Source organism: Kribbella sp. NPDC104218 (assembly GCF_055584105.1).
This window is the reverse complement of sequence record NZ_JBVJMQ010000001.1, coordinates 1,106,867-1,126,940: the sequence shown is the minus strand read 5'-3', so window position 1 is coordinate 1,126,940 and position 20,074 is coordinate 1,106,867. Positions and strand designations below refer to the sequence as shown.

20 protein-coding genes are annotated in these 20,074 nt (G+C 69.6%); 9 read left to right on the top strand and 11 right to left on the bottom strand.

The features are described 5' to 3' along the window. Positions 1–63 precede the first annotated feature (63 nt). Positions 64–948: an HhH-GPD family protein gene (locus ACZ6ZD_RS05350; protein WP_465668570.1), complete on the bottom strand. Its 885-nt coding sequence runs from the start codon at positions 946–948 to the stop codon at positions 64–66. A 23-nt stretch (positions 949–971) separates the two neighbouring features. On the opposite strand from ACZ6ZD_RS05350, the gene ACZ6ZD_RS05345 reads away from it, so the two are divergent. Then, complete coding sequence (locus ACZ6ZD_RS05345) at positions 972–1,628, top strand: hypothetical protein (RefSeq protein WP_465668568.1); 657 nt, start codon at positions 972–974, stop codon at positions 1,626–1,628. Here the strand turns inward: ACZ6ZD_RS05345 and ACZ6ZD_RS05340 are convergent. From ACZ6ZD_RS05340 to ACZ6ZD_RS05315, 6 genes are all read right to left on the bottom strand, one after another. Continuing rightward, positions 1,599–3,104 (bottom strand): DHA2 family efflux MFS transporter permease subunit, encoded by a 1,506-nt coding sequence (locus ACZ6ZD_RS05340; protein WP_465668566.1) that lies wholly within the window; start codon positions 3,102–3,104, stop codon positions 1,599–1,601. The two genes, ACZ6ZD_RS05345 and ACZ6ZD_RS05340, sit on opposite strands and share 30 nt — an antisense overlap. 83 nt (positions 3,105–3,187) lie before the next feature. Then, the gene (gene disA / locus ACZ6ZD_RS05335; RefSeq protein WP_465668564.1) at positions 3,188–4,279 is read right to left on the bottom strand and encodes a DNA integrity scanning diadenylate cyclase DisA; all 1,092 of its coding nucleotides are present in this window, start codon (positions 4,277–4,279) and stop codon (positions 3,188–3,190) included. Positions 4,280–4,480: 201 nt separating this feature from the next. Then, positions 4,481–5,419, bottom strand: coding sequence for a beta-ketoacyl-ACP synthase III (locus tag ACZ6ZD_RS05330; RefSeq protein WP_171675081.1), 939 nt, complete (start codon positions 5,417–5,419; stop codon positions 4,481–4,483). Positions 5,420–5,575: 156 nt separating this feature from the next. Next, positions 5,576–6,964 carry a DNA repair protein RadA gene (radA, locus tag ACZ6ZD_RS05325; protein ID WP_465672626.1) on the bottom strand — a complete coding sequence of 463 codons (1,389 nt, stop codon included), beginning with the start codon at positions 6,962–6,964 and terminating at the stop codon, positions 5,576–5,578. 42 nt (positions 6,965–7,006) lie between these two features. Next, complete coding sequence (locus ACZ6ZD_RS05320; RefSeq protein ID WP_465668562.1) at positions 7,007–7,702, bottom strand: class I SAM-dependent methyltransferase; 696 nt, start codon at positions 7,700–7,702, stop codon at positions 7,007–7,009. Next, on the bottom strand, positions 7,699–8,907 hold the full coding sequence (locus ACZ6ZD_RS05315) for an MFS transporter (protein ID WP_465668561.1): 1,209 nt from the start codon (positions 8,905–8,907) through the stop codon (positions 7,699–7,701). Before ACZ6ZD_RS05315 ends, ACZ6ZD_RS05320 begins: the two co-directional genes overlap by 4 nt. A 90-nt stretch (positions 8,908–8,997) precedes the next feature. Between ACZ6ZD_RS05315 and ACZ6ZD_RS05310 the strand changes: the two genes are divergently transcribed. Next, entirely contained in the window at positions 8,998–10,422 is a 1,425-nt protein-coding gene (locus ACZ6ZD_RS05310; RefSeq protein WP_465668559.1) for a beta-N-acetylhexosaminidase, read from the top strand. A gap of 87 nt (positions 10,423–10,509) precedes the next feature. Further along, positions 10,510–12,051, top strand: a complete 1,542-nt coding sequence (locus ACZ6ZD_RS05305; RefSeq protein ID WP_465668557.1) for a WS/DGAT/MGAT family O-acyltransferase — start codon at positions 10,510–10,512, stop codon at positions 12,049–12,051. Here the strand turns inward: ACZ6ZD_RS05305 and ACZ6ZD_RS05300 are convergent. Both ACZ6ZD_RS05300 and ACZ6ZD_RS05295 read right to left on the bottom strand, forming a co-directional pair. Further along, positions 12,048–12,680 carry a VOC family protein gene (locus tag ACZ6ZD_RS05300; RefSeq protein WP_465668556.1) on the bottom strand — a complete coding sequence of 211 codons (633 nt, stop codon included), beginning with the start codon at positions 12,678–12,680 and terminating at the stop codon, positions 12,048–12,050. The two genes, ACZ6ZD_RS05305 and ACZ6ZD_RS05300, sit on opposite strands and share 4 nt — an antisense overlap. 62 nt (positions 12,681–12,742) lie before the next feature. Further along, complete coding sequence (locus ACZ6ZD_RS05295; RefSeq protein WP_465668554.1) at positions 12,743–13,486, bottom strand: DUF3109 family protein; 744 nt, start codon at positions 13,484–13,486, stop codon at positions 12,743–12,745. Between the two features lie 87 nt (positions 13,487–13,573). Here ACZ6ZD_RS05295 and ACZ6ZD_RS05290 point away from each other — a divergent pair, with 87 nt between their 5' ends. From ACZ6ZD_RS05290 to ACZ6ZD_RS05265, 6 genes are read left to right on the top strand one after another with little or no spacing between them, the layout of a single operon-like run. Next, positions 13,574–14,506, top strand: coding sequence for a Ppx/GppA family phosphatase (locus tag ACZ6ZD_RS05290; protein WP_465668552.1), 933 nt, complete (start codon positions 13,574–13,576; stop codon positions 14,504–14,506). Further along, positions 14,506–15,357, top strand: a complete 852-nt coding sequence (locus ACZ6ZD_RS05285) for a sugar phosphate isomerase/epimerase family protein (protein ID WP_465668550.1) — start codon at positions 14,506–14,508, stop codon at positions 15,355–15,357. Before ACZ6ZD_RS05290 ends, ACZ6ZD_RS05285 begins: the two co-directional genes overlap by 1 nt. Further along, on the top strand, positions 15,354–15,968 hold the full coding sequence (locus ACZ6ZD_RS05280; RefSeq protein WP_465668548.1) for a TetR/AcrR family transcriptional regulator: 615 nt from the start codon (positions 15,354–15,356) through the stop codon (positions 15,966–15,968). The genes ACZ6ZD_RS05285 and ACZ6ZD_RS05280 overlap by 4 nt, the downstream gene beginning before the upstream one ends. Further along, positions 15,965–16,534: an HD domain-containing protein gene (locus ACZ6ZD_RS05275; protein WP_465668546.1), complete on the top strand. Its 570-nt coding sequence runs from the start codon at positions 15,965–15,967 to the stop codon at positions 16,532–16,534. Before ACZ6ZD_RS05280 ends, ACZ6ZD_RS05275 begins: the two co-directional genes overlap by 4 nt. Before the next feature lie 40 nt (positions 16,535–16,574). Then, positions 16,575–17,297: an ABC transporter ATP-binding protein gene (locus ACZ6ZD_RS05270; RefSeq protein WP_465668544.1), complete on the top strand. Its 723-nt coding sequence runs from the start codon at positions 16,575–16,577 to the stop codon at positions 17,295–17,297. Next, complete coding sequence (locus tag ACZ6ZD_RS05265) at positions 17,294–18,019, top strand: ABC transporter permease (RefSeq protein ID WP_465668542.1); 726 nt, start codon at positions 17,294–17,296, stop codon at positions 18,017–18,019. Before ACZ6ZD_RS05270 ends, ACZ6ZD_RS05265 begins: the two co-directional genes overlap by 4 nt. Positions 18,020–18,074: 55 nt before the next feature. Here the strand turns inward: ACZ6ZD_RS05265 and ACZ6ZD_RS05260 are convergent, their stop codons facing one another. Further along, the gene (locus ACZ6ZD_RS05260) at positions 18,075–18,848 is read right to left on the bottom strand and encodes a GIY-YIG nuclease family protein (protein WP_465668540.1); all 774 of its coding nucleotides are present in this window, start codon (positions 18,846–18,848) and stop codon (positions 18,075–18,077) included. After that, a complete protein-coding gene (locus ACZ6ZD_RS05255; RefSeq protein ID WP_465668538.1) occupies positions 18,841–20,004 on the bottom strand; it encodes a DNA cytosine methyltransferase in 1,164 nt (387 codons plus the stop codon). Before ACZ6ZD_RS05255 ends, ACZ6ZD_RS05260 begins: the two co-directional genes overlap by 8 nt. Between the last annotated feature and the right edge of the window lie 70 nt (positions 20,005–20,074).

The following is a 20,074-nucleotide window of genomic DNA, read 5'->3' as shown; positions in this document are numbered from 1 at the left end:
CTTTTTGCTGTTACCCCACCCCTTCGGGGGGAGGGAGTTCCACCGAGGCCGGGTTGTTGCTGGTCAGGCGGGGAGGCGGTAGCGGTTTTGGGGGAGGGGTTCGACGAGGCCGTCGGCTACCAGGCCGTCGAGGGCTCGTTCGCGTTGGGACTGGTCGGGCCAGGTGGCGTCCAGTTGTTGTTTGCGGACCGGGGTGTTGGAGGCTCGGAGGACGGCGAGGAGGCGGCCACGGGCTTGGCGGTCGGTGCCTTCGTAGGTCTGGCCGCGGCGAGGTGGGCCGTCGTACGGCGGGCTGCCGGCCAGGACCCAGGCGCACTGGGGGCGGATGGGGCAGTCGGCGCAGCGTGGGATGCGGGCGGTGCAGACGAGGGCGCCGAGCTCCATGACGGCGACTGCCCAGCGGGCGGCGGTGGGGACGTCGTCGGGCAGGGCGCTGACGGCCAGACGCTGGTCGGCCGCGGTGGGGGAGATGGTGGGCTGGGCGACGCCGGTGATGGCGCGGGCCAGGACTCGGCGGACGTTGGTGTCGACGACGGCGTGCCGCTGGCCGAAGGCGAAGGAGGCGATGGCCGCGGCGGTGTAGGTGCCGACGCCGGGGAGGTCGAGCAGAGCGGCGTGGTCGTCCGGCACTTCGCCGCCGTGCCGCTCCACGATCGCCTGTGCCGCCGCGTGCAGGCGCAGCGCGCGCCGAGGGTAGCCGAGCCGGTCCCAGGCCCGTACGGCCTCTCCTGGCGGCTCCGCGGCCAGGTCTGCCGGAGTCGGCCACCTCTCCAGCCAGCGCTCGTACGCCGGGAGCACGCGCGCGACAGGTGTCTGCTGCAGCATGAACTCGCTGACCATGACCGCCCAGGGGCTCGCGGTGGGGTCGCGCCAGGGCAGTACGCGCGCGTTGGCGTCGTACCACTGCAGAACGGGGGCATGGAGCGGCGAGCCTGACTGGTGGAGCACAGCCCCGATCTTAGGATGCGACTATGAGCAGCCTGCTCCATCCGGTCGGGCACCTGCCCGCCAGCGTGTACTGGTTCCGTCGTGGACTGGTCCTCGCCGTCTTGGCGCTGCTCTTCTTCCTGATCCTGCAGCTTTTCCCGGGCGGCGGCGATCCGAAGAACTCCGCGGCCGCCGGTCCGCAGCCGACCGAGACGCCGTCCAGTACGTCGACGCCCACGCCGAAGCCGACCGGTAAGCCGACCGAGAAGACCACGACGAAACCGACCGAGAAGACGTCCAGCACGCCGCCGAAGGACGTCGAGTGCACCGGGTCGAACGTCCGCGTCGACGTCCAGCCCGCCGTCCGGCGGATCGCCTCCGGCGCGACGCTCAACTTCCTGGTCAAACTCGACGCGGTCGCCGACGAGTGCAAGGCCGGTGTCGACGCCGACTCGCTGACCGTCACCGTCACCTCCGGGACCGATCAGATCTGGACGTCGGCCCACTGCGGTAAGGCGATCCAGCGCGCCACGCTGATTGTTGCCAAAGGCAAGCAGGGTGTCAGTACCGTGCCCTGGAACGGGTTCCGGTCCGGCCCCGGCTGCCTTCCTGGTCAGCCGGTGGCCAAACCGGGTACGTACGTCGTCCAGGCCGAGTTCGCCGGTCGCGAGTCAGCCGCGCAGGCCTTCCAGATCTCCTGATTGCCGCTGCGGCGCCCGGCGTACGGGCTTGGTGAAGAGCAAGGCCGCGACCAGCCCGATCAGCAGAACGCCGGCCGGCAGCAGCAAGGACTGCGCCATCGCATCGCTGAACCCCTGGCGCAGGGGCTCCGGCAGATGGCCGCCGACGGCCGCACCCTCGCTCGCCCCAACGCCACCGGCCATCGCCGGCAGGTTGTGCGCCAGCCGCGACTCCATCAGTACGGCGATACCCGCACTGCCCAGCACCGCACCGACCTGCCGGGTCGTGTTGTAGACGCCGGCACCCGCGCCGGCCTGGTGCATCGGCAGGTTCCGGGTGGCGGTGCTCCCGAGCGGCGCCCACATGAAGCCGTTCGCGACGCCCATCAGCGCCATCGGCAGCAGCAACTGCCAGATCGGCAGCTCCGGCGAGATGATCTGGCTCAGCCAGAACAACGCGCCCACCTCGCACAACAGACCGAACCCGGCGATGAACCGCGGCGGTGTCGTGTCGACCAGCCGCCCGACGAACGGCGCGAGGATGCCGGAGATGATCGCCATCGGCGCCAGCAGCAGGGCCGCCTCGGTCGGGCTCAGCCCGCGCACCGCCTGCGCGTACAGCATCAACGGGAACGCCAGCGCCGTCACCGCGAACCCGACCGTGGTGATCGAGATGTTCGCGAGGGAGAAGTTGCGGTCCTTGAAGAGGGCCAACGGCAACAACGGCTCGTCGCCGTTGCGCGCCTGCCAGAGCACGAACAACCCGATCACGAGGACGCCGGCGATGATCAGCGACCAGACCGAGATCGGCCCGTTGATCGTGCCCCAGTCGTACTTCTGGCCCTCCTGGATGCCGAACACCAGCAGGAACAGCCCGATCGTGCTCAGCGCGACGCCGAGCAGGTCGAACTTGTGCCGCTGGGTCGGCAGATCCGGCACCAGCCGCAGCGCCAGCACGAACCCGATCACCCCGACCGGGATGTTCACGAAGAAGATCCACTGCCAGCCCAGCCCGTCGACCAGGACGCCGCCGAGAATCGGGCCGACCAGGATGGCGACGCCGGCCGCCGCGCCCCACAGGCTCATCGCCTTACCGCGCTGGTCCGGCGGGAAGATCCGGGTGATCACCGCCATCGTCTGCGGAGTCACCATCGACGCGCCGAGCCCCTGGACCACCCGGGCCACGATCAGCATCGCGATCGACGACGTCAGCCCGCACCACAACGACGCCAGCGTGAACACCGTCAGCCCGGTCAGGTACATCTTCTTCGGCCCGATCCGGTCGCCGAGCCGCCCGGTCACCAGCAGCGGGACGGCGTACGCGAGCAGGTACGCGCTGGTCACCCAGATCACGTTGCCGACATCGGTATCGAAGTCCTCGAGGATCGCCGGCGTCGCCACCGACACGATCGTCGAGTCGACCAGAATCATGAAGAACCCGACCACCAGGGCCCACAGCGCCGGCCACGGCCTCGCATCTTCCCGCGTGGATGCCATGCCAGGAGCATCAAATACATCGAGGGCAAATGCAAGCGGCCCCCGGCCTCGGGTGGAGGCGGGAGCCGCTGGGGACTACGGGGTCAGACGTAGCGTTCGAGGATGCTGGACTCGGCCAGGCGGGAGAGGCCCTCGCGGACGGTGCGAGCGCGGTTCTCGCCGACGCCTTCGACGGTCTGCAGGTCGTCGATGCTTGCCGCGAGCAACTTTTGCAGGTGACCGAAGTGCTCGATCAGGCGGTCGATGACGGCGCCGGGCAGGCGCGGGACCTTGGCCAGCAGGCGGTAGCCGCGCGGGGTGACGGCAGCATCGAGTTGTTCGGCGCCGCCGAGCTGGAGGGCGCGCGCGACCTGCGCGATGTCGAGCAGGTCGGTGGGGCTGACGGCGTCCAGCTCGAACAGGACGTCGTCCGCGGTCTTGGGTTTGCGGCCGGCCGCGGGCGGCAGGTAGTCACGGACGACGAGCTCGCGCTCACCGGCGACGCCGGCGACCAGCTCGTTGAGCTGCAGGGTGAGCAGCCGGCCGTCGGTACCGAGCTCGACGACGTACCCGTCGATCTCGGTGGCGATCCGGCGGACCATCTCGAGGCGCTGGGCGACCGCGGCGACGTCGCGGACGGTGACCAGATCCTCGATCTCGAGCGCGGACAGCGTGCCGGAGACCTCGTCGAGGCGCAGTTTGTAGCGCTCGAGCGTCGCCAGCGCCTGGTTCGCCCGGGAGAGGATCGCGCCGGAGTCCTCCAGGACGTAGCGCTGGTCGTCGACGTACAGCGCGATGATGTGCATCGACTGGGAGACCGAGATGACCGGGAAACCGGTCTGCCGGGCGACCCGGTCGGCCGTCCGGTGCCGGGTGCCGGTCTCGTCGGTGTGGATCGACGGATCCGGCATCAGGTGCACGGCTGCCCGCATCAGCCGGGTGGCGTCGCGGTCGAGGACGATCGCGCCGTCCATCTTGCTCAGCTCGCGCAGTCCGGTCGCGGAGAACTCGATGCCGATCTCGAAGCCGCCGGTCGAGATCGAGTCGACGGTCTTGTCGTGGCCCAGGACCAGCAGGGCGCCGGTGCGCCCCCGCAGGATCCGTTCCAGGCCTTCGCGCAGTTCGGTGCCGGGCGCCACGGCGGCGAGCGTCGCGCGCATCCGGGCGCCAGTGCTGTTCTTGTCGTTCGGGGCCACGGAAGCTGAGTCTATGCGGTTGTCCGCGAGTCGTGGGCGCGAAGTCCGCCCGCTACCCCCGTAGGGGCGGCTCCGGCCGGTCAGACCTTGCAGGTGCGCGTGCACGCGCCCGTGCATCCGGACCGTGCAGTTCCGGATTCCCGTCCGAACAGGCTCCGGTGAGCGGGCGGACACTCCGAGACAATGCCGTCCGCTGCCGCGTCAGGGGGTACGGACGACCTGCCCGGCGTACGACAGACCGCCGCCGAAACCGAACAACAGCACCGGCGCGCCGGACGGGATCTCGCGCTTCTCGACCAGTTTCGACCAGGCGATCGGGATGCTGGCGGCCGAGGTGTTCCCGGACTCCACGACGTCCTTGGCGATCACCGCGTTGACCGCGCCGAGGCGCTTGGCCAGCGGCTCGATGATCCGCAGGTTGGCCTGGTGCAGGACGACGCCGCCGAGCTCCTCGGGGGTGACGCCGCCCTTCTCGCAGACCTGCCGGGCGATCACCGGGAGCTGCGTGGTCGTCCAGCGGAAGACGCTCTGGCCCTCCTGGGCGAACTTGTTCGCCGGGGACTCGATCCGGACGGCGTCCGACATCTCCGGCACCGAGCCCCAGACGACCGGGCCGATCTGCGGCTCGTCGCTGGCGACCACGATCGCCGCGCCGGCGCCGTCGCCGATCAGCACGCACGTCGTCCGGTCGGTCCAGTCGGTGAAGTCGCTGAGCTTCTCGACGCCGATCACCAGCGCCTTGGACGCCGCACCCGCGCGGATCGCGTGGTCGGCGGTGGCCAGCGCGTGCGCGAAACCGGAGCAGGCGGTGTTCACGTCGATGGCGGCCGGGCTGCCCAGGCCGAGCCGGGCCGCGACCCGGGCGGCGATGTTCGGCGACCGGTCCAGCGCCGTACAGGTGGCGACGATCACGTAGTCGATCTCGGTCTTGTCCAGGCCGGCGTTCGCGATCGCCTTGTCGGCGGCCCGCCAGGCCATCTCGTCGACCTGCTCGTCCGGTGCGGCGATCCGGCGCTCACGGATCCCGACCCGGCTCTGGATCCACTCGTCGTTGGTCTCGACCATCGTCGCCAGCTCGGCGTTGGTCAGCACCCGCTCGGGCTGGTAGTGGCCGAGCGCGACAACTTTGGATCCGGTCATCTGGTGCTCCTGCGGTCAACCGGCGTACGCCGGGCGGGGTCACGGGGTTCGGCGCTGAACCCGAAGGGGGCTACCCCAGAGTACGTTCCCGTCGTACCGGCTGGGCATCCCGCGTCTCACGCCCGGCGTAGGCGTGTGGTCAGGAACACAACCCGGTCAGGCGAGCCCGGCGGCGAGCAGGGCGGACGGCAGGTCGGGGGCGGCGAACGTGCGCAGGCCGTACTTGGCCTGGATGTCCATCGGCTTCAGGTCCTTGCTCCGGTTCGGGACGTCGGCCGGGATGATCGCCTTGGTGAACCCGAGCCGGGCCGCCTCGGCCAGCCGCTTCTCCAGACCGCCGACCCGGCGCACCTCGCCGGCCAGCCCGACCTCGCCGATCGCGACCAGCCCGGGGTGGATCGGCCGGTCCATCACCGAGGAGGCGACCGCGATCGCGACCGCCAGGTCGGCGACCGGCTCGGTGATCTTCACCCCGCCGACGGTGGCGACGTACACCTCCTGGTCGTGCAGTTTCAGCCCGGCGCGGTTGCCGAGGACGGCGAGCACCATCGCCACCCGCTGCGACTCCAGACCGGACGTCGTCCGCCGGGGCTGCGGCGCCGCCGACGGGCCGACCAGCGCCTGGACCTCGGCGAGCAGCGGCCGGCGGCCCTCCATCATCACGGTCACGCACGTCCCCGCGACGGGCTCGGCGTGCTCGGAGACGAACAGGCCGGTCGGGTCGGTCACCTCGACGATGCCGGTGTCGACCATGTCGAAACAGCCCACCTCGTCGGACGGGCCGAACCGGTTCTTGGTGGCGCGGACCATCCGGAAGCCGGAATGCCGGTCGCCGTCGAACGCGAGGACGACGTCGACCAGATGCTCGAGCATCCGCGGACCGGCGATCGCGCCCTCCTTGGTGACGTGACCGACCAGGACGACCGCGATGTGCCGCTCCTTGGCGAGGCGGACCAGCGCGCCGGTCACCTCGCGGACCTGCGTCACGCCGCCGGGAGCGCCGTCCACCTCCGGATGCGCCATCGTCTGCACCGAGTCGATCACCAGGAAGGCCGGCTCGACCGCGTCGACCTGGCCGACGACCGCGCCCAGATCGGTCTCGGCCGCCAGATACAGCTCGTCGACGAGGGCGTCCGTCCGGCCGGCGCGCAGCCGCACCTGGGCCGCCGACTCCTCACCCGACACGTACAGCGTGCGCTGGCCGCTGCGCGCGGACTGCGCCGCGACCTCCAGCAGCAGCGTCGACTTACCCACGCCCGGCTCACCTGCGAGCAGGATCACCGCGCCCGGGACGACGCCGCCCCCGAGCACCCGGTCCAGCTCGCCGAGCCCGGTCGGCCGCGACTCGGCCTCGATCGCCGACACCTTCGCGATCGGCATCGCCGGCGACGTCACCGGCCCGGCCGTGATCCGGGCCGCCTTCGCCTGCCCGACCTCGGCCACCGTCCCCCAGGCCTGGCACTCGCCGCAGCGCCCGATCCAGCGCGCCGAAGTCCACCCGCACTCCGAGCACGCGTACGCCGGTTTCCCCTTAGCCGTAGCCACCTTCGCCATGCCCGCCAACCTATAGCCCGGCACGGACAAAACTCAGAAGGTGCGGGACCAGAGGTTGACGGCGTAATCGACTTCGAGGCCGGTGTGGGAGGCGATGAAGCGGTCGGCGTCGGCGGGGGCGAACTCGATGCGGACGACGGATTCGAGGTCGGCTCGGGTGGTGAAGCGCCAGCCCATGTCGAGGGGGGTTCGGCGCCAGCCCTTCGATGCCCAGAAGCGCTCGACTTCGGGGGCTTTGATCATCGGGTAGGCCGCGCTGAACCAGCGGCCGAAGGTGGATCGGCTGCCGTCGTTGTCGATCACGAAGGCGGTTCCGCCGCGGCGCATCACGCGGTCGAGCTCGGCCAGGCCGGGCTCGCAGCCGGGGCCGAAGAAGTAGGCCCAGCGGGCGTGCATCACATCGACCGACGAGTCCGGAATCGGGAGGCGTTGCGCGGTGCCTTGCCGGACGTCGACGTTCGGGAGGTCCTTCGTCCGGCGGCGCGCGGCCTCGGCCAGTGTGCCGTGCGGTTCGACGCCGACCACCCGGGCAGCGGTCGCGGCGAACATCGGCAGGTGGAATCCGGTCCCGCAGCCGATGTCGAGGACGTTCGCGCCGGTCCAGTCCCGGATGGCGCGCATGGCCGGCGCGATCACGCCGTTCGGGTCGACGGCACGGTTCTCGACCTCGTAGACCTGCGGGTGGTGCCAGATGTTCGGGCTCGGGATCCCGCCGTCCGCAATGCTCACACAGCCGACCCTACGGACTGCTTGGTCATGGCGGCGAGCAGGGCGACCGGGATCAGCAGCAGGCCGCAGAGGACGGCGAGCCAGTGGAAGCCGAGCGCCGCAAGGATCGGCCCGGCCGCCGTCCCGGAGATCGACGCCAGTGCGCCCATGGTCAGATCGGAGAGGCCCTGGACCGACGTCCGGATGTCGTCCGGAACCGAGTGCGACAGCAGAGTGGAGCCGGCTACCAGTACTGCGGACCAACCGAGGCCCAGCAGCGCCAGCGCGGTCGCAGTCAGGCCATGCGCGTTGTCCGGGGCGACCGCCGCGACTGTCATCGCCAGAGCCAGTACGGCGAGGCCGATGCCGACTGTGGGGATGCGGCCGAGCCGGTCGGTCAGCCAGCCCATCACCGGCGACAGTGCGTACATGCCGGCTACGTGCCCGCTGATGACGAAGCCGACGATGGTCAGCGAGGCGCCGTGGTGCTGCAGGTGGACGGAGGTCATCGACATCACGCCGACCATCACTGCGTGTGCGGTAGCGATCGACAGCAGACCGAGCCGGGCGTGCGGGATGGACAGCACTCGCTGGAAGGTCTGCAGCAGCGGCTGCCGCTCGACTGTGGTGTGAGTCGGGCGGGGGAGCCGACGGAGGCCCAGCCAGACAGTGACCAGGCTGAGCGCCAGCGCGACTACGGAGAACACGTAAGGCCCGGCCAACGGCACGATGCCGAGTGAGCCGCCGATTGTGGCGCCAGCGCCGGTCAGGTTCGGCCCGACGACCACTCCGATCGTGGTGCCCCAGACGACGAAGGACAGGGCCCGGGCGACGTGCTCCGGGTCCGCTGCGTCGGTGGCGGCGTACCGGGACTGCAGATTGGCCGCAGTGCCGCTACCGAAGAGACAACCGGCCAGCAGGAGCAGCGCGAGGGAGCTGACCTGGGCCGCGACGATGGTCAGGACGGCGCCCGCCGTACCGATCACATAGCCGACAGCGAGGGACACCCGGCGGCCGTGGCTGCGGGCGAGCCGAGCGAGCGGTACGGCGAGGGCGGCCGCACCGAGCGTGGTCGACGTGGCGACGAGCCCGGCCATGGAGGTGGAGCCGGAGATGCGCTCGGCGAGCAGACCGGCGACGGCGAAGCCGCTGGCCATCGCAACACCGCCCAGCACGTTTCCGGCTACCAGGACCCGGACGGTGGTCTGCTGCAGGGAGGCGGTCACGAGGTCACTCTCTCATCTACCTGACAAAGCAGCCGCCGGAATTTTAGAATAGGGTTGCATAAATCCTCCCCTGTCTTCTTTGGAGTCCGGATGCCCGAGATCGCGATCGTCCCTGCACCGCGTGAGCTGACTGCCGGCGACGGCAGTTGGGTCACTTCCGACCCCCTCGCCGAGGCGATCCGGGATGTGGTCGAGAACCTCGGTGAGACCGAGTACCGGATCGACGTGACCGCGGACGGCGCACGTCTCACGGCCGGCTCCGAGGACGCGCTGCGGCACGCGGAAACGACGTACCGGCAGTTGCTGGACGCCGCCGAGCCGGCCGCGGACGGTCAGGTCGCAGTGCCCGCGGTGCACATCGCGGACGCGCCGCGGTTCGCCTGGCGTGGCGTCATGCTGGACGTCGCCCGGCACTTCATGCCGAAGGACTTCGTCCTCAAGGTGATCGACGTGCTCGCCCTGCACCGGCTGAACACGCTGCACTTCCACCTCACCGACGACCAGGGCTGGCGGGTCGAGATCGAGGCCTACCCGCGGCTGACCGAGGTCGGCGCGTGGCGGACCGAGACCATGGTCGGCAAGATGTCGCACGGCCAGACCGAATTCGAGTGGGACGGCGTCCGGCACGGCGGTTTCTACACCAAGGCCGACCTGCGCGAGATCGTCGCGTACGCCGCCGAGCGCGGGATCACCGTCGTCCCGGAGATCGACCTGCCGGGGCACATGCAGGCCGCGATCGCGGCGTACCCGGAGCTGGGCAACTACCCGGACCAGCAGCTGACCGTCCGTCAGTACTGGGGCATCAGCGACGACGTGCTGAACGTGAACGACGAGACCGTCGAGTTCGTCCGGACCGTGCTGCGCGAGGTGCTGGAGATCTTCCCGAGCCAGTACGTCCACCTCGGCGGCGACGAGTGCCCGACCGTGCAGTGGCGGGCCGCGGAGGAGGCGCAGAAGCGCCAGGCCGACCTCGGGCTGGACGACGCCGGTCAGCTGCAGGGCTGGTTCACCGAGCAGGTCGCGACCGTGCTGACCGAGTACGACCGGCGGCTGGTCGGCTGGGACGAGATGGTCGAGACCGACTGCCCGAAGGACGCCGTCATCATGGCGTGGCGCAGCGCCGAGCGCGGCGAGATCGCGGTCAAGGCGGGCCACCAGACGGTCATGACGCCGTGTGAATCGGTCTACTTCGACTACTACCAGGGTGACCCGGCCACCGAGCCGCTGGCGATCGGCGGCTTCATCCCGCTGGAGAAGGTCTACGACTTCGACGTCGTCCCGGCCGGCCTGTCCGACGGCGAGGCCGCGCTGATCATCGGCGCCCAGTGCAACGTCTGGACCGAGTACATGGAAGACCCCGAGCAGGTCGGCTACATGCTGCTCCCGCGGGTCAGCGCCCTCGCCGAGCGCGCCTGGGGCTCACCGAAGGTCTCGTACGACGAGTTCCTCGGTCGCCTCCGCCCGCACCTGGCGCGGATCGAGGCTCTGGGTGTGAACTACCGCCCGTTGGACTGATCTTTCCTGAGCTTTCAGTTGCTGAGGGGATAACAATTCTCCCCTCGGCACTGTTAGCTGGGATAGACGGGGAGCGGAGGCGCGCAAATGACCGCAGTGGGTCCACTGGACGCGATGTTCCTGCTCGGTGAGAGCCGGGAACAGCCCATGCACGTCGGCGGGCTGATGCTCTTCGAGCTGCCCGAGGGCGCCGGGCGCGATCAGGTCTTTCCCGAGGGGACCCGGGACTTCGTCTCCCGGCTCTACCACGACGTGCTGGACGCGCCGGCGATCAATCCGGTGTTCGCCCGGCGCGTCCGCAATCGCGCGGTCGACCTGGGCTACTGGTCCTGGGAGCACGACGACGACATCGACCTCGAGTACCACGTCCGCCTCTCCGGCCTCGCCCGCCCGGGCCGCTACCGCGAACTGTTCGAGCTCACCAGCCGCCTGCACGGCACCCTCCTCGACCGCCACCGCCCGCTCTGGGAGATCCACCTCATCGAAGGCGTCCAGGGCCGTCGCTTCGCCGTCTACTCCAAGATCCACCACTCCATGATCGACGGCGTCACCGCCCTCAAGTGGATGCAAGACACGTTGACGACGGACCCCACCCGCGAAAACATGCCCGCCACCTACGCGCTCCCCGCGGGAGCGGGTGGAGTGCGAGGTGGCGAGTGGGATGAGGGTGGACAGCTTGGCGGGGTGGCCGGTTCTGGCGTCTCCGGTGTGACGGGTTCCCCGTGGGTGCCGGGGGTCGGCGGGATGCCGACGGTGGGGGAGTTGCTGGCGGCCGTTGGCCGGGCGCCGGGTCGGGCCCTTGGGGGTGCCGCCAACGCTGTGGGTGGGGCGGCGCAGGTGCTGGGGGATCTGGCGGGCCTCACGCCTGTCGGTCTCAAGGGGCTGCTGCGGAGCTTGCGGTATGAGCATTCTTCGGTGGCTTTTCGGGCGCCGCGGACGATTTTCAATGGGCCGGTGACGGGGGCGCGGCGGTTTGCGGCGCAGTCGTGGCCGATCGAGCGGTTGGAGAAGGTGCGGGCGATCACCGGCGCCACGTTGAACGATGTGTTGCTGGGGATGTGTTCGGGGGCCTTGCGCAACTATTTGCTGGAGCAGAAAGCGTTGCCGGACAAGGCGTTGACGGCGATGGTGCCGGTGTCGCTGCGCGGGAGGGACGACGCTCCGGGCGGCGGGAACGCGTTGTCGACGCTGATCGCGGATCTGGCGACGGACGAGCCGGATCCGGAGCTGCGGATCCGGCGGATCATGGCGTCGACGGCGTACAGCAAGGGCGTGCTGTCGGAGCTGAGCCCGCTGCAGAACCTGATGCTCGGCGCGCTCGGCTTCGCGGTGGCCGGCCCGGGCGCGGTGGTCCCGGGGGTCGCGGGGCACACGGCGCCGCCGTACAACCTGGTGATCTCGAACGTCCCCGGCCCGCCGCAGAGCCCGCTGTACTGGAACCGCTCCCGGCTGCTCGGCATGTACCCCGCGAGCATCGTCATGAACGGCCAGGCGCTGAACATCAGCGTCACCAGCTACGACCACCAGCTGCACTTCGGTCTGGTCGGCTGCCGCCGTACCGTCCCGCATCTGCAGCGGCTACTCACCCACCTCGAGACGGCCCTGACCGAGCTCGAGAACATTCATTAGATCCGGACGACGCCGCCCGGCGTCTCGAAATGCGCGGCGACCAGACCCGGCTGGCCGTTCGGGCCGACCCACTTCACGTCCAGGTCGTCGAGCAGATGGTCGGCCGGGTGGCCGATCCAGTCGGTGACCCGGACCGGGTCGCCGGCGATCTCCAGCGCGGTCAGCCGCAGGTCCTTACCGCCGACCGACGGGTGCTCGGCCAGGTCGTCCCAGTGGATGAAGAACGGCAGCTGCGGGTCGGCGATCAGGCCTTTGACGCCGATCTGCCGCCAGGTCAGGTTCAGCCCGTCCGGCCGGTGCCGGTTCCCGGGGACGGCCTCGCGGCCGAGCCGGCGCTCCATCCGCGGCATGTCCCGGATCGCGACCACCCAGCCCAGCCAGCCGCCGCCGAGCTCCTTGCGGGCGCGGACGGCCTGCCCGAACGGCGCCTTGTCGGACGCCGGGTGGTCGAGGACGTCGACCACCTCGATGTACCGATCGTTCTCCAGCGCGAGAATGTGGTTGATCGTGCCGAACCGCGGGTGCACCCCGCCGTCCACGAACTCTGCCCCCAGCAGCGCGGACAGCCGCTCGACCGTCGCCAGACACCCATCGGGGCCGGCCGCGTACGACAGATGATCCAGACGCATGCCAGCATTCTTGCCCCAAAATCCGCGCGTTGGCGTGGATCCGGGGTGTCGGTGCGTGTCGCTCAGCGCGAAGCCGGGTGCGGCAGCAGCGGGCGCGCCGACTCCAGCCGCTGGCGGCACAGGTCGGCGAGAATGTCGTAGGCCTTGTGGCCCATCAGCGTCTGCAGCTCGACCTTGCTCGACTCGAAGACCGCCTCGACCGCGACATGCGCCTCGGTGTTCCCGGTGCAGTACCAGTCCAGATCGTGACCGCCGGGACCCCAGCCGCGCCGGTCGTACTCGCCGATCCCGACCTCGGTGTACGTCGTCCCGTCCGGCCGCTCCACCTCGCGGAACGTCCGCCGGATCGGCAGCTGCCAGCAGACGTCCGGTTTGGTCTCGACGAAGTGGACGCCCTTGTCCAGCGCGAGGCCGTGCAGCGCGCAGCCGCCCATCCCGCCGTTGAAACCGGGCCGGTTCAGGAAGATGCAGGCGCCCTCGAAGACCCGGGTCTTGCGGTCGCCGTCGTCATCGGTCTCGACCCAGCCGTTGCGCCGGCCCTCCTTGCGGAACTGCCAGTCCTCCTTGCCGAGCTCCTTCACGTACGCCTTGACCCGCTGCTCGTCCTCGTCGTCGGAGAAATGCGCGCCGAGCGTGCAGCAGCCGTCGTTCGGCCGGCCCTTGTAGATCCCGTTGCAGCCGCCGCCGAAGATGCAGGTCCAGTTGGAGGCCAGCCAGGTCAGGTCGCAGCGGAACACCTGGTCGGGGTCGTCGGGATCGGTGAACTCGACCCACGCACGCGGAAAATCAAGAGAAACCTCGGGCACCCCGAAAGCCTACGCGCCCGTGCGCAAGAACTGCGAACGACAACTCCGAAACAACTCTTCCACCCGTAGTCGAGTAACTTGTTGGTCATGCGGCTCGGCGTACTCGATGTGGGATCCAATACCGTCCACCTGCTGGTGGTGGACGCGCACCGCGGTGCCGCGCCGTTACCGGCGTACTCGCACAAGACGGAGCTGCGCCTGGCCGAGCACCTGGACAAGGACGGCCGGATCGCCGACTCCGGCGCCGACGAGCTGGTCGCGTTCATCAAGGAAGCGGCCGAGCTGGCCGAGGACAAGGGCTGCGAGTCGGTGCTCGCGTTCGCGACGTCCGCGTTGCGTGAGGCGCCGAACGGCGAGAAGGTGCTGGAGCGGGTCCGTAAGGAGACCGAGGTCGACCTGCGGACGCTGAGCGGCGTCGACGAGTCGCGGCTGACGTTCCTCGCCGTCCGCCGGTGGTTCGGCTGGTCGTCCGGGCGGCTCGCGGTGTTCGACATCGGCGGCGGCTCGCTGGAGATCGCGGCCGGTTCGGACGAGGAGCCGACGGTTGCGGTCTCGGTGCCGCTCGGCGCCGGGCGGCTGACCCGGGAGGGCCTGACCCAGGACCCGCCGGACAAGGACGAGGTACGCGCGCTGCGGAAGCGGATCCGGGTCGAGATGGCGGCGGTGGCCGGCGGCGTCCTGCGCGCGGGTAAGCCGCAGCGGACGGTCGCGACCAGCAAGACCTTCCGGTCGCTGGCGCGGATCTGCGGGGCGGCGCCGTCCGACGAGGGCCAGTACGTCGCACGTTCGCTGAGCCGCCAGGATCTCAGCGAGTGGACGCCGAAGCTGATCACGATGTCGGCCGCCGAGCGCGCCGAGCTGCCCGGGGTGTCCGCCGGCCGCTCTTCGCAGCTGGTCGCGGGTGCGCTGGTCGCGGACGCGGTGATGGACCTGTTCGACCTGTCCGCGCTCGAGGTCTGCCCGTGGGCTCTGCGGGAGGGCGTCATCCTCTCCCAGCTCGACCGGCTGCAGCCCCGGTGATGGCCGCCCGCGCGACCGCCACGATCGGTCTGTCCACCGCGTCGGTCTACCCCGAGTCCACGGCGAGCGCGTTCGAGCTCGCCTCCCGGCTCGGGTACGACGGCGTCGAGGTGATGGTCGGGATCGACCCGCTGAGCACCCAGATCGACGCCGTCCAGCGGCTCGTCGACTACCACCAGCTGCCGGTGCTCGCGATCCACGCGCCCTGCCTGCTGATCACGCAGCGGGTCTGGGGTACCGACCCGTGGGGCAAACTCGAGCGCTCCGCCGAGGCTGCCAAGGACCTCGGCGCGGACGTCGTCGTCGTGCACCCGCCGTTCCGCTGGCAGCGGGACTACGCCCGCGGCTTCGTCGAGGGGATCGCCCGCCTCGAGGAAGAGACCGGCGTGATCTTCGCCGTCGAGAACATGTACCCGTGGCGTGCCCCGGGCAAGGGCCTGCAGGCCTACGCCCCGAGCTGGGACCCGACCGAGCAGACCTACGCGCACACCACGCTGGACCTGTCGCACTCGTCGACCGCCGAGCAGGACTGCGTCGAGCTGGCCGCGACGATGGGCAAGACGCTCAAGCACATCCACCTCACCGACGGCACCGGCTCGGCCAAGGACGAGCACCTCGTCCCCGGCCGCGGCACGCAGCGCGCCGCCGATCTGCTGAACACGCTGGCCAACCAGGACTTCCGCGGTCACATCGTGATCGAGATCAACACCCGGCGCTCGACCAGTCGCGCCGAGCGCGAGATCGACCTGGTCGAGTCGCTGGAGTTCACCCGTAAGCACTTCGTCCGCGGTAACCGCCGGTCGTCGTTCGCGGTCACGCCGGAGGGGGAGATCTCGGAGCTCACGCCATGAGCCCGCGTCGTACGCCGGCGTCCCCGCGTACGACGCGAGCCGGCCGCCGCCCCGGCGGCCCGGACACCCGCGGCGAGATCCTCCGCGCGGCCCGGAAAACCTTTGCGGACAACGGATTCACGGCCACCTCGATCCGCGCGGTGGCGCGGGCGGCCGGTGTCGACGCGGCCCTGGTGCACCACTACTTCGACGGCAAGGACGAGCTGTTCATCGAGGCGATGGCGCTCCCGGTCGACCCGCGCAGTATCGCCGCCGCCATCCTCGACGGCCCGCGCGACGAGCTCGGCCGCCGGATCGCGACCGTCTTCCTCGGCGTCTGGGAGTCCACCGACGACGGCCAGCAGCGGATGAAGGCGATCTTCCGCAGTGTCGTCGGGAACGACGAGGTCGCCCGGATGATGCGCGAGGGCATCACCTCGCTCATCATCGAGCCCGTCTCGCGCTCCCTCGGCGTCCCCGACGCCCACCTGCGCACCAGCATGGTCGCCACCCAGCTGATCGGCCTGGCCATCGCCCGCTACCTCGTTGAGCTCGAGCCGGTCGCCTCCGCCGACCTGCCGACGGTGATCGATCGGCTGGCGCCGGTCCTGCAACACCACCTGACCGGATGACGATCCCGACCGACGCCGACATCCGCGCATTGCACCGCGACGCGGCGCCGACCCGGGACGCCTTCGAATCCGTCCATCGGCATTGCGAGCTGGTCTGCGCGATCGCGGAGCAGTTCTTCGCCGGGCTGGACGTCGACACCGATCTGGTCCGCGCGGGCGCGTTGCTGCACGACATCGGCGTGTATCGCGTCGACGGGCAGGCGTACGTCCGGCACGGCGTCCTGGGGCACGAAACCCTTGCTGGGTTGGGTTTTCCGGAGGAGATCTGCCGATTCGCCTCGTGTCATACCGGGGTGGGGATCACGGCGGACGACGTCCGCCGGCAGCAGCTCCCGATCCCGGTCGCGGACTACCTGCCGCGGACGCCGGAGGAGGAGTTGGTGATGTACGCCGACAAGTTCCACAGCAAGCGGACGCCGCCGGTCTTCGTCAGCGGCGACAGCTACGAGGTGATCGTCGGCCGGTTCGGGGCGGCCAAGGCCGCGCGGTTCGCGGAGTTGCGAGCGGCGTACGGCGATCCGGCGCTTGCGGGGCTGGTCGCGGCGACGGGGCAGCGGCTGGTCTGAGCTGTTGCCATCGGGGTTCCGCGATGGCTAAATTCATCACATGATGAGAAACGCGGTGAGTTGCCGTGACGTCGTGGTGGTGCGCGGCGGGCGGGAGGTGCTGCACGGGGTGGGGTTCGACCTGCGGGCCGGATCCGTGACGGGGTTGCTGGGGCCGTCGGGGTGTGGGAAGACGACGCTGATCCGGGCGATCGTGGGGTTGCAGGCGAAGGTGACCGGTGACGTCTCGGTGCTGGGCTCGCCGGCCGGCGCGGCCGAGCTGCGCGGCCGGATCGGGTACGTGACCCAGGAGCCCAGTGTGTACGGCGATCTGAGCGTCTCCGAGAACCTGCGCTTCTTCGCGGCGGTGCTCGGCGTCCCATCGGACGACGTCGTCCGGGTGATCGACGCGGTGGATCTGGGGGCGTACGCCGACGTCCGCGTCGACCGGCTGTCGGGCGGCCAGCGCTCGCGCGCCTCACTCGCGGCCGCGCTGCTCGGGGAGCCGGAACTACTGGTCCTGGACGAGCCGACCGTCGGGCTCGACCCGGTCTTGCGGCGCGACCTGTGGGAGCTCTTCCATCGGCTCGCGGACGGCGGCGCGACGCTGCTCGTCTCCAGTCACGTGATGGATGAGGCCGTCCGCTGCGACCGCCTGCTGCTGATGCGCGATGGCGAGCTCCTCGCCGACGACACCCCGCAGGCCCTCCTCGAAACAGCCGGAACCGGCGACATCGAGCAGGCCTTCCTCACCCTCATCGACCGGAAGGCGGCGTCCCGATGACACCGCGCGTCACCCTCGCCATCGCCACCCGCGTCCTCGCCCAGCTCCGCCGCGACCACCGCACCGTCGCGATGCTCATCGTCCTGCCCGCCCTGCTGGTCACGCTGATGTGGTGGATGTTCCACGACGCCCCCGCCACCTTCGACCGCGTCGGCGGCCCGCTCCTGGCCGTCTTCCCCGCGATCATCATGTTCATCGTCACCTCGGTGGCCACCCTGCGCGAACGCTCCACCGGCACCCTGTCCCGCCTCTTCACCCTCCCCATGGGCAAACTCGACTTCCTCCTCGGCTACGCCCTCGCCTTCGCCGTCATCGCCCTCATCCAGGCCCTGGCCGTCGTCTCGATCGCCCTACTCGCCCTGGACCTCGACATCCAGGGCCCCGCCTGGCAACTCGGCATCGTCGCCGTCCTCGACGGCATCCTCGGCGCCGCCCTCGGCCTCTTCGCCAGCGCCTTCGCCGCCACCGAGTTCCAAGCCGTCCAACTGATGCCCGCCGTCATGATCCCGCAGCTCCTCCTCTGCGGCCTCCTCCTCCCCCGAGACCACCTCCCCACCCTCCTGCACACCCTCTCCGACGTCCTCCCCCTCTCCTACGCCGTCGACGCCGTCCAACAAGTAGCCCAAGGCAACAACCCCACCCCCGACCTCCTCATCGTCCTCACCTTCGTCACCGCCGCCCTCACCCTCGGTGCCGCCACCCTCAACCGCCGCACAGCCTGACGAAGCGCCGGTCCAAGAGTGGACCGGCGCTCGGCGACACATGTTCCGGCGGGACTCAGTCCGGGTCGTCGGCGTCGACGCGCTCTGCCATCACGCTGCCGACGAGAGCGCTGACGTTGATGGCGTCGTCCGCCGGGCGCGCACGCCCTTCGGCGTAGGCAAGGCGCGCGGCCGCGAGGTCTGCCAGACGAACTGCCTGGATGACGAGGACGCGCCGCAGGCCGGCCGACACCTCGCCGCGCTCATGAGCGACGGCGGCTACCCGAGCTAGCGTCTCTGCTCGACGGGCGATGCGAACATCAGGGTGCTCTCGGTCTTCGCGCTGGTCATCGGGGATGAGCGTGAAACGATAGGAATCGGGTAGATCAACTTCTGCCGAGAACGGCGGGATCTTCTCGTTCAAGATCGCCTTGTACTTCGAGCGTCTGATTGCCTGGACGTAGACCGAGTACTCGATTGCGTCGAGCTTCCGCTTCTTGTCCGGATCGGTCCTCAGCGCTTCGACCGGATACAGCTCAACCTCTGCGACCTCGAAGGGGTCGAGGATGCGGTAGGCGATAGTGTCCGACCGTTGGCCTCGAAGGTGTCTGCCGATCCGGGTGCCAAAGTTTTCCCACGTCTGGCCCACATAAATCGGCTCACGGTCGTAGTCGTAGAAGGCGTAAATGCCTATGCAGCTGGTGAGCTTCTTGTGACTTACAGGATCGACGGTGTCGAAAGCCTCGGACAGTAGCTGACGGAAATCCTGCACGAATCGCGTCGGCATCGATTTCTTGGGCGGGGGCTTCTTGTCCGGGTCGTTGTAGCTCGCGATCCCCCGGCTAGCCATGCGCGACCTCGGCTTCGGTGTGCGCGCCGGGGAGTAACTGGCCTCGTACGAGCGGCATCAGATAGTTCTCGGCGAGCCAGGACACGACGGGCACCGCAACTGCGTCGCCGAAGCCGAAGAGCGCTTGGTTGTTGCGCGCCGCGCTGAGGTCGTACTCTCCGGCTCCCATGAGTCTTGCGTACTCGCGTGGAGTCATCCAGCGCACCTGAAGACGTCCGTTTCCGAGGCGGACGACTGCCTGCTTCGAAGAGCCCCCGCGCGCAGTACGCAGACAACCTGAGATGTCGTCCGGGCGAACTTCCCAAACTGGGATGCCCTTTCGGGTCCGGCGATAGGCAGTGCGGTACTTCACGCCCTTCTCGCGCTTGAGCGCCATGACTCGCTCGGTCTGCGTGAGCGACAGCGACGACGCGAACGCTTCGGTGCGCTTCGCGTCCCACCAGCGCTCATCGGAGCCGTGCATTTCCTCGATCTCGCCCCCGAGCCCTTCAGTCTTCGGCGCTGGAGGTGTGGGGAGCGCGGCCCGGTGCGTTCGCAGGCTTTCGTCGCCGTAGACCCACTGCAGCCAATCAGGACGGAGTTCAGAATTCGGCTCCGGTGCGTCGTCCGGCGGATTCTGAGCACCGACGATGAAAAGTCGAGGCCGTGACTGCGGTACGAATCGGCGGGCGTCGATAGAAAGCACGTCGACCGAGTAGCCGAGGTCGTTGAAGGCGCGGATCGCAGCTGCCAGATCTTCACCTCCGTGCGAGGTGGCAAGCCCGACGACGTTTTCGAGTACGACGATCTCGGGTCGCTCGCTGCCCAGCTCGCTGAGCAATCGAACGAGATGCCAGAACGTTCCGGATTCGACTCCGGCGAGACCCGCCCGCGCGCCGGCGATCGACAGATCGGTGCATGGCGAAGAAGCCCAGGCGAGGGCAGCCTTGTCGGGCAGGTCGTCGACCTGCACCTCGCCGACGTCTCCGAGCGCGAACGAGTGCTCGTCCGACTCGCCGAACTGGGCTTCGTACATCGCCTTCTTATCGGGTTCGTAGTCGTTCGCCCACACGACCCGGAATCCAGCGGACTCCAGTCCCATCCGAGCGAGGCCGATGCCGGCGAAGAACTCCAGAGCTCGCGGCCTCGCTGTGTCGATCGGCGTTACCTTGTCCATGGCGTCAGCCTATCCGCGGCTGCGGACAGTCCAGCGGACCGACTGTCGTGTTCGCACCGAGATGTAGCCT

What these genes read in the sequence shown, in the direction of transcription:
- ACZ6ZD_RS05345 (WP_465668568.1), top strand. Translation starts at nt 972, where the DNA reads ATGAGCAGCCTGCTCCATCCGGTCGGGCACCTGCCCGCCAGCGTGTAC.
- ACZ6ZD_RS05340 (WP_465668566.1), bottom strand. Translation starts at nt 3,104, where the DNA reads ATGGCATCCACGCGGGAAGATGCGAGGCCGTGGCCGGCGCTGTGGGCC.
- ACZ6ZD_RS05330 (WP_171675081.1), bottom strand. Translation starts at nt 5,419, where the DNA reads ATGACCGGATCCAAAGTTGTCGCGCTCGGCCACTACCAGCCCGAGCGG.
- ACZ6ZD_RS05310 (WP_465668559.1), top strand. Translation starts at nt 8,998, where the DNA reads ATGCCCGAGATCGCGATCGTCCCTGCACCGCGTGAGCTGACTGCCGGC.
- ACZ6ZD_RS05305 (WP_465668557.1), top strand. Translation starts at nt 10,510, where the DNA reads ATGACCGCAGTGGGTCCACTGGACGCGATGTTCCTGCTCGGTGAGAGC.
- ACZ6ZD_RS05300 (WP_465668556.1), bottom strand. Translation starts at nt 12,680, where the DNA reads ATGCGTCTGGATCATCTGTCGTACGCGGCCGGCCCCGATGGGTGTCTG.
- ACZ6ZD_RS05290 (WP_465668552.1), top strand. Translation starts at nt 13,574, where the DNA reads ATGCGGCTCGGCGTACTCGATGTGGGATCCAATACCGTCCACCTGCTG.
- ACZ6ZD_RS05285 (WP_465668550.1), top strand. Translation starts at nt 14,506, where the DNA reads ATGGCCGCCCGCGCGACCGCCACGATCGGTCTGTCCACCGCGTCGGTC.
- ACZ6ZD_RS05280 (WP_465668548.1), top strand. Translation starts at nt 15,354, where the DNA reads ATGAGCCCGCGTCGTACGCCGGCGTCCCCGCGTACGACGCGAGCCGGC.
- ACZ6ZD_RS05275 (WP_465668546.1), top strand. Translation starts at nt 15,965, where the DNA reads ATGACGATCCCGACCGACGCCGACATCCGCGCATTGCACCGCGACGCG.
- ACZ6ZD_RS05270 (WP_465668544.1), top strand. Translation starts at nt 16,575, where the DNA reads ATGATGAGAAACGCGGTGAGTTGCCGTGACGTCGTGGTGGTGCGCGGC.
- ACZ6ZD_RS05265 (WP_465668542.1), top strand. Translation starts at nt 17,294, where the DNA reads ATGACACCGCGCGTCACCCTCGCCATCGCCACCCGCGTCCTCGCCCAG.
- ACZ6ZD_RS05260 (WP_465668540.1), bottom strand. Translation starts at nt 18,848, where the DNA reads ATGGCTAGCCGGGGGATCGCGAGCTACAACGACCCGGACAAGAAGCCC.
- ACZ6ZD_RS05255 (WP_465668538.1), bottom strand. Translation starts at nt 20,004, where the DNA reads ATGGACAAGGTAACGCCGATCGACACAGCGAGGCCGCGAGCTCTGGAG.